The 12,464-nt window shown below is 72.1% G+C and carries 12 protein-coding genes; 5 read left to right on the top strand and 7 right to left on the bottom strand.

The annotated features are described in order from the left end of the window. Nucleotides 1–79 precede the first annotated feature (79 nt). Nucleotides 80–1,072 carry an endonuclease III gene (nth, locus tag ABZY33_RS01825; RefSeq protein WP_356489454.1) on the bottom strand — a complete coding sequence of 331 codons (993 nt, stop codon included), beginning with the start codon at nt 1,070–1,072 and terminating at the stop codon, nt 80–82. 270 nt (nt 1,073–1,342) lie between these two features. Here nth and ABZY33_RS01820 point away from each other — a divergent pair, with 270 nt between their 5' ends. Together ABZY33_RS01820 and ABZY33_RS01815 are read left to right on the top strand one after the other, a co-directional pair. Further along, complete coding sequence (locus tag ABZY33_RS01820) at nt 1,343–2,017, top strand: Crp/Fnr family transcriptional regulator (RefSeq protein ID WP_016642758.1); 675 nt, start codon at nt 1,343–1,345, stop codon at nt 2,015–2,017. A 119-nt stretch (nt 2,018–2,136) separates the two neighbouring features. Continuing rightward, on the top strand, nt 2,137–3,084 hold the full coding sequence (locus tag ABZY33_RS01815; RefSeq protein ID WP_356489453.1) for a sigma-70 family RNA polymerase sigma factor: 948 nt from the start codon (nt 2,137–2,139) through the stop codon (nt 3,082–3,084). Nucleotides 3,085–3,088: 4 nt separating this feature from the next. Here the strand turns inward: ABZY33_RS01815 and ABZY33_RS01810 are convergent, their stop codons facing one another. The 4 genes from ABZY33_RS01810 to ABZY33_RS01795 all read right to left on the bottom strand — a co-directional run bounded on the left by ABZY33_RS01810 (nt 3,089) and on the right by ABZY33_RS01795 (nt 6,208). Continuing rightward, nucleotides 3,089–3,928 (bottom strand): MBL fold metallo-hydrolase, encoded by an 840-nt coding sequence (locus tag ABZY33_RS01810; RefSeq protein WP_356489452.1) that lies wholly within the window; start codon nt 3,926–3,928, stop codon nt 3,089–3,091. Beyond that, nucleotides 3,925–4,812 carry an NUDIX hydrolase gene (locus tag ABZY33_RS01805; RefSeq protein ID WP_356489451.1) on the bottom strand — a complete coding sequence of 296 codons (888 nt, stop codon included), beginning with the start codon at nt 4,810–4,812 and terminating at the stop codon, nt 3,925–3,927. The genes ABZY33_RS01810 and ABZY33_RS01805 overlap by 4 nt, the downstream gene beginning before the upstream one ends. A 764-nt stretch (nt 4,813–5,576) precedes the next feature. Further along, entirely contained in the window at nt 5,577–6,047 is a 471-nt protein-coding gene (locus ABZY33_RS01800; RefSeq protein ID WP_356489450.1) for a RidA family protein, read from the bottom strand. Then, nucleotides 6,044–6,208: a DUF4177 domain-containing protein gene (locus tag ABZY33_RS01795; protein ID WP_107498797.1), complete on the bottom strand. Its 165-nt coding sequence runs from the start codon at nt 6,206–6,208 to the stop codon at nt 6,044–6,046. Before ABZY33_RS01795 ends, ABZY33_RS01800 begins: the two co-directional genes overlap by 4 nt. Nucleotides 6,209–6,293: 85 nt before the next feature. Between ABZY33_RS01795 and ABZY33_RS01790 the strand changes: the two genes are divergently transcribed. Both ABZY33_RS01790 and ABZY33_RS01785 read left to right on the top strand, forming a co-directional pair. Further along, nucleotides 6,294–7,268 (top strand): ArsA-related P-loop ATPase, encoded by a 975-nt coding sequence (locus tag ABZY33_RS01790; protein ID WP_356489449.1) that lies wholly within the window; start codon nt 6,294–6,296, stop codon nt 7,266–7,268. Further along, the gene (locus ABZY33_RS01785) at nt 7,265–8,611 is read left to right on the top strand and encodes an ArsA family ATPase (protein WP_356489448.1); all 1,347 of its coding nucleotides are present in this window, start codon (nt 7,265–7,267) and stop codon (nt 8,609–8,611) included. Before ABZY33_RS01790 ends, ABZY33_RS01785 begins: the two co-directional genes overlap by 4 nt. Before the next feature lie 87 nt (nt 8,612–8,698). Here the strand turns inward: ABZY33_RS01785 and ABZY33_RS01780 are convergent, their stop codons facing one another. Continuing rightward, nucleotides 8,699–9,043 (bottom strand): WhiB family transcriptional regulator, encoded by a 345-nt coding sequence (locus tag ABZY33_RS01780; protein ID WP_324771306.1) that lies wholly within the window; start codon nt 9,041–9,043, stop codon nt 8,699–8,701. A gap of 450 nt (nt 9,044–9,493) precedes the next feature. Here ABZY33_RS01780 and ABZY33_RS01775 point away from each other — a divergent pair, with 450 nt between their 5' ends. After that, nucleotides 9,494–11,755, top strand: coding sequence for a transglycosylase domain-containing protein (locus ABZY33_RS01775; RefSeq protein ID WP_356489447.1), 2,262 nt, complete (start codon nt 9,494–9,496; stop codon nt 11,753–11,755). A 201-nt stretch (nt 11,756–11,956) separates the two neighbouring features. On the opposite strand, the gene ABZY33_RS01770 is transcribed toward ABZY33_RS01775, so the two are convergent. After that, the gene (locus tag ABZY33_RS01770; RefSeq protein ID WP_356489446.1) at nt 11,957–12,421 is read right to left on the bottom strand and encodes a GatB/YqeY domain-containing protein; all 465 of its coding nucleotides are present in this window, start codon (nt 12,419–12,421) and stop codon (nt 11,957–11,959) included. Nucleotides 12,422–12,464 lie beyond the last annotated feature (43 nt).

Below are 12,464 nucleotides of genomic sequence, written 5' to 3'. Positions count from 1 at the left end.
CTTCATCTCGCCGCCCCCGTACCCGTCGTGACTCGCCCAACGCCTGGCCGTCCCCGTTTCGTTCCGCGCTCACGGGATGTCACCCCGTCGTGTCACCGGCCGTGTCACCCGCCGGGCCGCCGGGGGTGCCGCCCAGCGGCGGGGCCGGGATGCCGCCCGCGTCCAGGTACGACTGCGGGGGCTTGAGCCGCTGGCCGGGGAAGCCGCCCTTCTCGTACTTGAGCAGCTTCTTCGCCTTCTCCGGGTCCGTCTCGCCCTCGCCGTACGCCGGGCAGAGCGGGGCGATGGGGCAGACGCCGCAGGCCGGCTTGCGGGCGTGGCACATGCGGCGGCCGTGGAAGATGACGTGGTGGCTCAGCATCGTCCAGTCACTCTTCGGGAACAGCTCGCCGACGGCCTTCTCGACCTTGTCGGGGTCGGTCTCCTCGGTCCACTTCCAGCGGCGGACGAGCCGCCCGAAGTGGGTGTCCACGGTGATCCCCGGCCGTCCGAACGCGTTGCCCAACACCACGAACGCGGTCTTGCGGCCCACCCCGGGCAGCTTCACGAGGTCCTCGACCCGGCCGGGCACCTCGCCCCCGAAGTCCTCGGTCAGCGCCTTGGCCAGACCCATGATCGACTTCGTCTTGGCCCGGAAGAAGCCGGTGGGCCGGATCAGCTCCTCGACCTTCTCCGGGTCGGCGGCGGCGAGATCCTCCGGTGTCGGGTACGCGGCGAACAGCGCCGGCGTCGTCTGATTGACCCTCAGGTCCGTCGTCTGCGCGGAGAGCACCGTGGCGACGACGAGCTGGTACGGGTTCTCGAAGTCCAGCTCCGGGTGGGCGTACGGATACGTCTCCGCCAGTTCCCGGTCGATCTTCCTGGCCCGCCGGACCAGGGCGGTGCGCGACTCGGTCCCGGCCGGGCGGGCCGCCTTGGCGGCGGGGGCCGGCTGCGCGGCCCCGGTCGGGGTCTTCTTCGTGGCGGCTCGCTTCTTCGCGGGCATGTGCTGGGCGGCCTTTCCCTGTTCGGACGGGGTGCGGGGTGGGGTCGCGCCGGTGGAGCGAGTCTCGCCCCGCTCCTGTTCGCCCACAGCGGAATCGTGCTCCTCCGCCACCGTTCCAGCCCCCTCTGCCTGCGTGGTCACCGGCTTTTTGGACACCCGTCCAGCCTAGAGCCCGCCACCGACATCCGCCCCGGAGCCTGGGGATCGGCCCCCGATTGGCCCCCTCCCCGTCGGGTTGTGACGCAGGTGCGGCAGACTTGTGTCTGAGTGACTGATCACACTGTTTGGACCGTCCGGCAAAATGGGTGGCGGGAAACATCCGTACCCCACAGTGCAGGCGACATAGGAGAGAAACTCGTGGACGACGTTCTGCGGCGCGCCCCGCTCTTCGCGGCGCTCGATGACGAGCAGGCCGCGGAGCTCCGCGCCTCCATGAGTGAGGTGACCCTCGCGCGCGGCGATGCCCTGTTTCACGAGGGCGACCCCGGAGACCGCCTCTACGTGGTCACCGAGGGCAAGGTGAAGCTCCACCGCACCTCCCCCGACGGCCGCGAGAACATGCTGGCCGTGCTCGGCCCCGGCGAGCTGATCGGAGAGCTGTCGCTCTTTGACCCCGGCCCGCGGACCGCGACCGCCAGCGCGCTGACCGAGGTCAAGCTGCTCGGCCTCGGCCACGGCGACCTCCAGCCCTGGCTGAACGCACGGCCCGAGGTGGCCGCCGCGCTGCTGCGCGCCGTCGCCCGGCGGCTGCGCAAGACCAACGACCAGATGTCCGACCTGGTCTTCTCCGACGTGCCGGGCCGAGTGGCCCGCGCGCTGCTCGACCTGTCGCGCCGGTTCGGCGTGCAGTCCGAGGAGGGCATCCACGTCGTGCACGACCTGACGCAGGAAGAGCTGGCCCAGCTGGTCGGCGCCTCCCGCGAGACCGTGAACAAGGCGCTGGCCGACTTCGCGGGCCGCGGCTGGCTGCGGCTGGAGGCCCGCGCCGTGATCCTGCTCGACGTGGAGCGCCTCGCCAAGCGTTCGCGCTGAGTTCACACGCCTCGTACGCAGCCGGGTCCCGCCACACCACGTGGCGGGACCCGGCTTCGTAGCGGCACGCGCCCGGGCTTCGTAGGAGCACGGCACCTTGATCCGGAAGGACGTCCGGCATGACGCAGGATCAGTCCGGGGGCCGGTCCCCGGCGCCGTCGCGGTCGGTGGCCGGCCTGGCCGCCCGGTTCGAGGCGGAGCGCGGGCGGCTGCGGTCCGTGGCGTACCGCATGCTCGGTTCGTTCAGCGAGGCCGAGGACGCGGTCCAGGAGAGCTGGCTGCGGCTCCAGCGCTCCGCCGACGGCGGCGACGCCGTGGAGAACCTGGGCGGCTGGCTCACCACCGTCGTCGGGCGGATCTGCCTGGACATGCTGCGCGCCCGCGCCTCCCGCCGGGAGGACCCCTTCGAGGCGGGCGCCGCCGAGACCCGCGTCCCCGACGTGGTGGTGCGGCCCGCCGACCCGGGCCAGGAGGCCGAACTCGCGGACTCGGTCGGGCTCGCGCTGCTCGTCGTGCTCGACACGCTCGCGCCGGCCGAGCGGCTCGCGTTCGTGCTGCACGACATGTTCGCCGTGCCGTTCGAGGAGCTGGCGCCGGTCGTCGCGCGGACCCCGGCCGCCACCCGGCAGCTGGCCAGCCGGGCCCGGCGCCGGGTGCGGGGCGCCACCGCCCCGGCCACGACCGACCTGGCCCGCCGGCGGGAGGTCGCCGAGGCCTGGCTCGCCGCGACCCGCGCCGGGGACTTCGAGGCGCTGCTCGCGCTCCTCGACCCGGACGTGCTGCTGAGGGTCGACGCGGGCCCGGGGACGGCCTCCAAGCTGGTGCGGGGCGCACGGGAGGTGGCTGGGCAGGCGACGTACTTCGGGCAGCTGGTGGACACGGCGTGCGTGGCGTACGCGGGCGACGGCGTGGGCATCGTGCAGGCGCCCCGGGGCCAGGTCGTCTCGGTGCTCGTCCTCACGTTCCGGGACGGCCGGGTCAGCGGCGTCGACATCATCGCGGACCCGCCGCGGCTCGCCGCGATGGGCGTCACCTGGCCGCTGGAGCCCCGGCAGGAGCGCCTCTGACCTGTTACGCGCTCGGGATCAGGCCGTGCTCCCGCAGATACTCCAGCTGGGCCAGGACGGACAGCTCCGCGGCCGGCCACAGGGAGCGGTCCACGTCGGCGTAGACGTGGGCCACGACGTCGGACGCGGACGCGTGCCCGTTCTCGACGGCGGTCTCCACCTGGGCGAGGCGGTGGGCGCGGTGCGCGAGATAGAACTCGACCGCCCCCTGCGCGTCCTCCAGGACGGGGCCGTGGCCCGGGAGCACCGTGTGCACCCCGTCGTCGACGGTCAGGGACCGCAGCCGGCGCAGGGAGTCGAGGTAGTCGCCGAGGCGGCCGTCCGGGTGGGCGACGACCGTGGTGCCGCGGCCGAGGATCGTGTCGCCGGTCAGCACGGCCTGATCGGCCGGGAGATGGAAGCAGAGCGAGTCCGCGGTGTGGCCGGGGGTCGGCACGACGCGCAGCTCCAGGCCGCCCGTCCTGACCACGTCCCCGGCGGCGAGCCCCTCGTCGCCCAGGCGCAGCGCGGGGTCGAGGGCGCGCACCTTCGTGCCGGTCAGCTCGGCGAAGCGGCCCGCGCCTTCGGCGTGGTCGGGGTGGCCGTGAGTGAGCAGGGTGAGGGCGACGCGGCGGCCGGCCCGTTCGGCGGTGGCGATCACGTGCGCGAGGTGGGTCTCGTCCAGCGGGCCCGGGTCGATGACGACGGCGAGGTCGCTGCCGGGCTCGGCGACGATCCAGGTGTTGGTGCCGTCGAGGGTCATCGCGGACGCGTTCGGCGCCAGGACGTTGACGGCGCGGGCGGTGGCGGGGCCGGAGAGCACCCCGCCGCGTGGCTGCCCGGGCAGGGCGGCGGCCTCGGTCATCGGCGGGTCCCCCCGGTCTGCGGGTCCGGAACGGTCGGGATGTGCTTGGTGAACTCGTCGTGCCCCGGCCAGGACAGCACCAGTTCGCCGCCCGCGAGGTGTGCCTGTGCCAGGACGGGCGTCAGGTCGCGCTCGGCCGCGCCGGCCAGGGCGCCGGCCACCGAGTCGTACGCGGTCAGCGCGCGCAGCGTGGCGACGGTCGGCGGCATCATCGACAGCTCGCCCCGGTCGTACGCGGCCGCGGCCCGGTGCGGGCGGATCCACACCGTGCGGTCGGCCTCCGAGGAGTCGTCGCTGGTGCGCTGGCCCGCGGGGAGCGCGGCCACGAAGAACCAGGTGTCGTAGCGGCGCGGCTCGAACTCCGGGGTGATCCAGCGCGCCCAGGCGCCCAGCAGGTCGGAGCGGAGCACGAGGCCGCGGCGGTCCAGGAACGCGGCGAAGGACAGCTCCCGCGCGATCAGCGCCTGCCGGTCGGCAACCCAGTCCTCGCCCGTCGTGTCGTCGACGACGGTGTCCGGGGTGGGCCCGGCGAGCAGCACGCCCGCCTCCTCGAAGGTCTCGCGCACCGCGGCGCAGACGATCGCCTGCGCGGCCCGCCCGTCCGCCACGTCCAGGCGTGCGGCCCACTCCTCGCGGGTGGGCCCGGCCCAGCGAACCTGCCGGTCGTCGTCCCGCGGGTCGACGCCGCCGCCGGGGTAGGCGTACGCACCGGCGGCGAACGCCATGGACGTGCGGCGCCGCAGCATGTGCACCTCGACGCCGCCGGCGTCCCTGAGGAGCATCACGGTCGCGGCGCGCCGGGGCGCCGCCGGCACCAGCGTGCCGGCGGCCAGGGCGCGGATGCGCTCCGGCCACTCGGGGGGATACCACTGCCCGTCTGCCATGGCCGGAGGCTATCCGGTGACGGGCTGATGTTCGAGAGCCGGCTTCGTCCCCAGGGCGCTCCGCGCGGGTGAGCCCCCCTGGAGACCTGCGGGACAGACCCCGCCCACCGGGCGCGGCGCCCCTACCGGTGAGGTCCACCGGGGCACGGCGCCCCTACCGGTGACGCTCACCGGGGCACGGCGCCCACATCGGTGAAGCCCACCGGGGCACAGCACCCCCACCCGTGAAACCCACCAGGCGCGGCGCCCCTACCGGTGAGACCCACCGGGGCACGGCACCCCTACCGGTGAGACCCACCGGGGCACGGCACCCGTACCGATGAAGCCCACCGGGGCAAGACGCCCGTACCGATGAAGCCCACCGGGCGCGGCGCCCCTACCGGTGAAGCCCACCAAGGCACGGCGCTCCCACCGGTGAAGCCCATCGGGGCACGGCGCCCCGCCGGTGAAACCCATCGGGGCACGGCGCCCCGCCGGTGAAACCCATCGGGGCACGGCGCCCCGCCGGTGAAACCCACCGGTCGCGGCGCCCCTACCGATGAGGCCCACCGCGGCAAGACGCCCACAGCGGTGAAGCCCACCGGGGCACAGCACCCCCACCGATAAAACCCACCAGGGCACGGCACCCGGTGAAACCCATCAGGCACCGCACCCCCACCGGTGAAACCCACCCAGGGCACGGCACCCCTGAAGCCCACCCGTGGCACGTCGCCCCGCTCGAGCCCTGCGTCCCCGCGCACGTCACCCGGGGCCCGCCGGAGGCGCTACGCCTCCGTCAGTTCCACCTGGATCTCGACCTCGACCGGCGCGTCCAGCGGCAGGACCGCGACGCCGACGGCACTGCGCGCGTGCACGCCCTTGTCGCCGAGCACCTCGCCGAGCAGCTCGCTGGCGCCGTTGATGACGCCGGGCTGGCCGGTGAAGTCGGTCGCGGAGGCCACGAAGCCGACGACCTTCACCACGCGCGCGACGCGGTCCAGGTCACCGGCGACCGACTTGACGGCGGCCAGCGCGTTCAGCGCGCAGGTGCGGGCCAGGTCCTTGGCCTGCTCGGCGGTGACCTCGTCGCCGACCTTGCCGGTCAGCGGCAGCTTGCCGTCGACCATGGGCAGTTGTCCGGCCGTGTACACGTACACCCCGGAGCGCACGGCCGGCTGGTACGCCGCGACCGGCGGCACGACGGGCGGCAGGGTCAGGCCCAGCTCCGCGAGGCGCGCCTCGACGTTCCCGCTCACGCCGCCTTCTCCCGCTTCAGGTACGCCACCAGCTGCTCCGGGTTGTTGGGCCCCGGCACGACCTGGACCAGCTCCCAGCCGTCCTCGCCCCAGGTGTCGAGGATCTGCTTCGTCGCGTGCACGAGGAGCGGCACGGTCGCGTATTCCCACTTCTTAGCCATGGGGCCGACTGTATCGGCCGGAACGTGCGGCTCCGTTCCCCAGGCTCCTGGGTGATCCGCGCGTGCACTGGTTAGGCTCGAATACGTGAGCAGGCTCCAGGTCGTCAGCGGCAAGGGCGGTACCGGAAAGACCACGGTCGCCGCCGCACTCGCGCTCGCCCTCGCGACCGAGGGCAAGCGCACTCTCCTCGTGGAGGTGGAGGGCAGACAAGGCATCGCACAGCTCTTCGAGACGGAAGTGCTCCCCTACGAGGAGCGCAGGATCGCCGTCGCCCCCGGCGGCGGGGAGGTGCACGCGCTCGCCATCGATCCCGAGCTGGCGCTGCTCGACTACCTCCAGATGTTCTACAAACTGGGCGGTGCCGGACGCGCCCTGAAGAAGCTCGGCGCCATCGACTTCGCGACCACGGTCGCGCCGGGCCTGCGCGACGTGCTCCTGACCGGCAAGGCGTGCGAGGCGGTACGCCGCAAGGAGAAGCAGGGCGGCTACGCGTACGACCACGTCGTGATGGACGCGCCCCCGACAGGCCGCATCACACGCTTCCTGAACGTGAACGACGAGGTCGCCGGGCTCGCCCGGATCGGCCCGATACACAACCAGGCGCAGGCGGTCATGCGGGTCCTCAAGTCCCGGGAGACGGCCGTGCACCTGGTCACCCTGCTGGAGGAGATGCCGGTGCAGGAGACCCTCGACGGGCTCGGCGAACTGCGCGCCGCGCAGCTGCCGGTGGGACGGATCATGGTGAACATGGTGCGGCCCGCCCCGCTGGGGGAAGGCGCCGTGGAACTGAGCCGCGACGCCTCGGTGCGGCCCGCCGTCACCGAGGCCCTCGCGGCGGCCGGGCTCAGCGGCGCGGACACGCTCGTCGAGCCGCTCCTCGCGCAGGCCGGGGAGTACGCGGAGCGCTACGCCCTGGAGGGCACCCAGCGCGCGCTGCTCACCGAGGCCGGGCTACCGCTGCACGAACTGCCGCTGCTCACCGAGGGACTGAACCTGGCCGGGCTCTACACGCTCGCCGGGGAACTGCGACAGCAAGGGATTCAGGGGACCGTTCGATGACGCTCGATCCTGAGGGCACGCTCCGCGTCGACCCGTTGCTCGACGACCCGGACACCCGCATCGTGGTGTGCTGCGGCAGCGGCGGCGTGGGCAAGACGACGACCGCCGCGGCGCTCGGGCTGCGCGCCGCCGAGCGCGGCCGCAAGGTCGTCGTGCTCACCATCGACCCGGCCCGCCGCCTCGCCCAGTCCATGGGCATCGACTCGCTGGACAACACGCCGCGCCGGGTGAAGGACATCACCGCCGACGGCGCCGAGGGCGGCGAACTGCACGCGATGATGCTCGACATGAAGCGCACCTTCGACGAGATCGTCGAGGCGCACGCGGACAAGGAGCGGGCCCGCGCGATCCTCTCCAACCCCTTCTACCAGTCGCTCTCCGCGGGCTTCGCCGGCACGCAGGAGTACATGGCGATGGAGAAGCTGGGGCAGCTGCGCGCCCGCGACGAGTGGGACCTGATCGTCGTGGACACCCCGCCGTCCCGCTCGGCGCTCGACTTCCTGGACGCGCCCAAGCGGCTCGGTTCCTTCCTCGACGGGAAGCTGATCCGGGTCCTGATGGCCCCGGCCAAGGTCGGCGGGCGCGCGGGGATGAAGTTCCTGAACGTCGGGATGTCGATGATGACCGGCGCCCTCGGCAAGCTGCTCGGCGGGCAACTTCTGCGGGACGTGCAGACGTTCGTGGCCGCGATGGACACCATGTTCGGCGGTTTCCGCACCCGCGCCGACGCCACGTACAAGCTGCTCCAGGCGCCCGGCACGGCGTTCCTCGTCGTCGCCGCGCCCGAGCGGGACGCGCTGCGCGAGGCGGCGTACTTCGTGGAGCGTCTCGCCGCGGAGCGGATGCCGCTCGCCGGGCTCGTGCTCAACCGGGTGCACGGCAGCGACGCCGGCCGGCTCTCCGCCGAGCGCGCGCTGGCCGCCGCGGAAAATCTTGAAGAGCGCGGCATTGTGGATCAACCGGTAGGGAAGAAAGACGGTCGTACTACTCCCACCGCTCCGACCACTCCACCGTCAGATCCCGGTGCAGGCTCCCCCGCCGCAGCGGATCCGCCGTCCGGCCCGGCCACGGAACAACTGCCTACCGATCAGCCGCCTGCGGACCAGCGGCCGACGGACCAACTGGCCGCGGAGCAGCTCACCGCGGGGCTGCTGCGCCTGCACGCGGAGCGCATGCAGGTGGTGGCGCGTGAACAACGCACGCGTGACCGCTTCGTCGCGCTCCACCCCGAGGTCGCCGTGGTCGAGGTCGCGGCGCTGCCCGGCGACGTCCACGACCTGGCCGGCCTGCGGGACATCGGAGAACGGCTCGCGGCCGGTGACACTCCGGCCGGAGCTGCGTGAGCCGTACGCGCCGCTTGGCGCGGCGCGCGTGCGCACCGGTGTCGCTGACGATGTCGCTGCCGGTGTCGGCGAGGTGCGGGTCCGGGGCTACCCGACCGCCGCGAACCTCTCGTACGTCTCGTCGTCCTCGAGCTCCGCGGGCAGCAGGCCCGCGCCGCGCTCGTACTCCGTCCGCGCCGTCTCCAGGAGCCGGCGCCATGACGTGACCGTCGGCCGCCTGCGCAGCAGAGCGCGGCGTTCCCGCTCCGTCATACCGCCCCACACGCCGAACTCGACGCGATTGTCCAGCGCGTCCGCCAGGCACTCGGTCCGCACGGGACATCCCGTGCACACCGCCTTGGCCCGGTTCTGCGCTGCTCCTTGTACGAACAGTTCATCCGGATCGGTAGTGCGGCAGGCCGCCTGCGCACTCCAGTCGACTACCCAGCCCATACCGGCGCCGTCCTCTCCCGAATCGAGGCTCCCCCACGGCGGCAGCGGCATATTCACCGCCGCCAGTTGAGGACGTTACGGAAGGTGGGCACAGCGCAACACCCCCTTCGGGCCCAATCTTGGATGGCCCGAACGGACTATGCGTAAGCGGCAGATCACCCGACGGAGTGACCGGGGGACATGCGTAATAACCCCGGCAAACCGGGACAGTTCACTTGGGCCACAAGGGACGCTGGACGACACACAAGGCGATTCCGGACACCCGGCGGGCCCCTGACGGGCGGCCACAGAAGGGTCCGGGAATGACTACAAGAGGCTCGGAGAAGATGCCGGGAACGATTCGGGTTCGCCCCACGTCTTGATACGAGACCGCACTGCTGTGACAGTTGAGTGCAGCTTAGGCCAAGGCATATACGCCTGTCCGGAGAATCGACACGTAGGCTGCCCCGCATGGGAAAGAAGCGCTCGGCCGGTAGCGGCGGCGGTCTGTCGCCGGCCCAACAGGCCGCCAAGTTCCTCGGTGTCAGCGTCCTCGCGGGCGCTGTCCTCGCCGGCATCGCCCTGCCCGCCGCGGGCGCGCTCGGCCTGGCGGCCAAGGGTTCCGTCGAGGGATTCGACGAGATCCCCGCCAACCTGAAGACCCCGCCGCTGAGTCAGCGCACCACCATCCTGGACAACCAGGGCGGGAAGATCGCCACCGTCTACTCGCGCGACCGCACCGTGGTCCCGCTCTCGGCCATCTCGCCGTACATGCAGAAGGCGCTCGTCGCGATCGAGGACTCGCGCTTCTACGAGCACGGGGCGGTCGACGCGAAGGGCATCCTGCGCGCCATCAACGCCAACGCGCGCGACGGCGGCGTCTCCCAGGGCGCCTCCACCCTGACGCAGCAGTACGTGAAGAACGTCTTCATCGAGGAGGCGGGCGACGACCCGACCAAGGTCGCGCAGGCCACCCAGCAGACGATCGGCCGCAAGGTCCGCGAGCTCAAGTACGCGATCCAGGTCGAGGAGGAGCTGGGCAAGAAGAAGATCCTCGCCAACTACCTGAACATCACGTACTTCGGGCAGCAGGCGTACGGCGTCGAAGCCGCGGCCCAGCGCTACTTCTCCAAGCACGCCAAGGACCTGAACCTCCAGGAGTCGGCGCTGCTCGCCGGCATCGTGCAGTCGCCGAGCCGCTACGACCCCGTCAACGACGGGACCGAGGCGACGAAGCGGCGCAACACCGTGCTGACGCGCATGGCGCAGGTGCACGACATCTCGCCCGCCGAGGCCGCCGCGGCGAAGCAGACGCCGCTCGGCCTGAAGGTCAGCCGCCCGCAGAACGGGTGCATCACGGCGGTCAAGGGCGCGGCCTTCTTCTGCAAGTACGTGGAGAAGGTCTTCAAGAGCGAACCGGTCTTCGGCAAGACGAGGGAAGAGCGGGCGAAGGTCTGGGACCGCGGCGGACTGACGATCAAGACGACGCTCGACCCGCAGGCGCAGGACTCGGTCCAGACCTCCATCAAGCAGAACGTCTACAAGTCGGACAAGGTCGCCACGGCGCTCACGCTGGTCGAGCCCGGCACCGGCAAGATCCTCGGCATGGGCCAGTCGAAGCCCTATGGCTACGACAAGAACGAGACGGAGATCAACTACTCCGTCGACAACAGGTACGGCGGCTCCAACTTCGGCTTCCCGACGGGTTCGACGTTCAAGCCGTTCCTCGCCGCGGCCGCGCTGGAGCAGGGCAAGCCGGCGACGCAGGAGTATCCGGCGCCGTACCAGATGCCGTACCCCAGCTCGGTGCAGTCGTGCAGCGGCAAGCCGTGGGTCAACGACCGTGGCTACAAGGTGGAGAACGAGAACGAGTCCGAGGTCGGCCCCTTCCAGCTCAGGGAGGCCATGGAGAAGTCGGTCAACACCTACTTCGTGCAGATGCTCGGCGACATCGGCATGTGCCCGGTCGTCAAGATGACCGACAAGCTCGGCGTGGTGCAGGGCAACGGCGCGAAGGTGCCCGAGGTGCCCTCGTCGATGACCCTCGGTGCGACGGGTCTGTCGCCGCTGACCATGGCCTCCGCGTACGCCGCCTTCGCCAACGAGGGCACGTACTGCACGCCGATCGCGTTGGAGTCGATCACGGGCCCCGGCGGCAAGGCACTGCCCGTGCCGAAGACGACGTGCTCGCGCGCGATGTCGACGGGGACCGCGGACAAGATCAACACGCTGCTCAGCGGCGTGGTCGACTCCGGTACGGGCCAGGAGGCCGGACTCGACGACCGGGACAACGCCGGTAAGACCGGTACCACCGACGCCCGTAAGAACGCCTGGTTCGTCGGCTACACGCCGAACCTGGCGGGCGCCGTCTGGGTCGGCAGCGCGCAGCAGGACGTGGAGATGACCGACATCATCATCGGCGGCCGCTACCACGGCGAGGTCTACGGCGCCGACACCCCGGGCCCGATCTGGCGCGCCGCGATGACCGGCGCGCTCTCCGGCAAGCCCGCGCCGAAGTTCACCCTCGTCGACATTCCCGACGGGAAGAAGGACAAGGGCACGGGCGGGGACAAGAGCGACGACGGCAAGCCGGGAAACGGCGGCGGTGACGGTGGCGCCGGTGGTGGGAACGGCGGGGGCGGCGACAACCGGCCCGGCTTCCACCTCCCGCCGGGCCTGTTCGGCGGCAACGGGAACGGTGGGAACGGCGACGGGGGCGGCAGGGGCCGCTGATCCCGGCGGGCCCGCCCGGCTCCGCACCGTGTGACACGGGTGGGGACGCCCTCGCCGTTCAGGGCGCCCCCACCATCTTCCTGCTCCGTACGGCCGTCTTCCGGCTCTCTGCACGGCCGTCTTCCGACTCCGTACGAGCGTCTTCCGGCTCCGTACTTCGTACGGTCGCTTCCTGCCTCGTACGACTCCTACGGGCGCGGGTCAGCCGGCCAGCAGCCGCTTCACGGTCGCGGCGACCCGGCCGCCCTCGGCGCGGCCCGCGATCTTCGGGTTCGCGATCTTCATGACCTGGCCCATGGCGCGCGGCCCCTCCGCGCCGGCCGCCCTGGCCTCCGCGACGGCCTGGCCGACGATCTCCGCCAGCTCCGCGTCGCTGAGCTGCTGCGGCAGGTACACGGCGAGGACCTCGCCCTCCGCCAGCTCGCGGGCGGCGGACTCGGCGCGGCCGCCCTTCTCGAACGCGTCGGCGGCCTCGCGGCGCTTCTTCGCCTCCTTGGCGATCACCTTCTGCACCTCGTCGTCGGAGAGCTCCCGCTTCTGCGTACCCGCGACCTCCTGGTTCGTGATCGCGGAGAGGGTCAGGCGCAGCGTCGAGGAGCGCAGCTCATCGCGCTCCTTGATCGCGGCGTTGAGGTCGTCCTGCAGCTTCGACTTGAGCGTGGTCATGGCCTGATTGTCGCAGGTGCGGGGTGAGCGGCGCCCGCCGATT

The sequence above is a fragment of the Streptomyces sp. NPDC006552 genome (assembly GCF_040611655.1).
In the GTDB taxonomy this organism is placed as follows: Bacteria; Actinomycetota; Actinomycetes; order Streptomycetales; family Streptomycetaceae; genus Streptomyces.
This window is presented reverse-complemented; position numbering and strand designations above follow the sequence as displayed.

Excerpts from the sequence above, each read along its gene's own strand:
- ABZY33_RS01815 (WP_356489453.1), top strand. The coding sequence starts at position 2,137 with ATGACGCAGGATCAGTCCGGGGGCCGGTCCCCGGCGCCGTCGCGGTCG.
- ABZY33_RS01780 (WP_324771306.1), bottom strand. The coding sequence starts at position 9,043 with ATGGGCTGGGTAGTCGACTGGAGTGCGCAGGCGGCCTGCCGCACTACC.
- ABZY33_RS01795 (WP_107498797.1), bottom strand. The coding sequence starts at position 6,208 with ATGGCTAAGAAGTGGGAATACGCGACCGTGCCGCTCCTCGTGCACGCG.
- ABZY33_RS01770 (WP_356489446.1), bottom strand. The coding sequence starts at position 12,421 with ATGACCACGCTCAAGTCGAAGCTGCAGGACGACCTCAACGCCGCGATC.
- ABZY33_RS01775 (WP_356489447.1), top strand. The coding sequence starts at position 9,494 with ATGGGAAAGAAGCGCTCGGCCGGTAGCGGCGGCGGTCTGTCGCCGGCC.
- ABZY33_RS01805 (WP_356489451.1), bottom strand. The coding sequence starts at position 4,812 with ATGGCAGACGGGCAGTGGTATCCCCCCGAGTGGCCGGAGCGCATCCGC.
- ABZY33_RS01785 (WP_356489448.1), top strand. The coding sequence starts at position 7,265 with ATGACGCTCGATCCTGAGGGCACGCTCCGCGTCGACCCGTTGCTCGAC.
- ABZY33_RS01810 (WP_356489452.1), bottom strand. The coding sequence starts at position 3,928 with ATGACCGAGGCCGCCGCCCTGCCCGGGCAGCCACGCGGCGGGGTGCTC.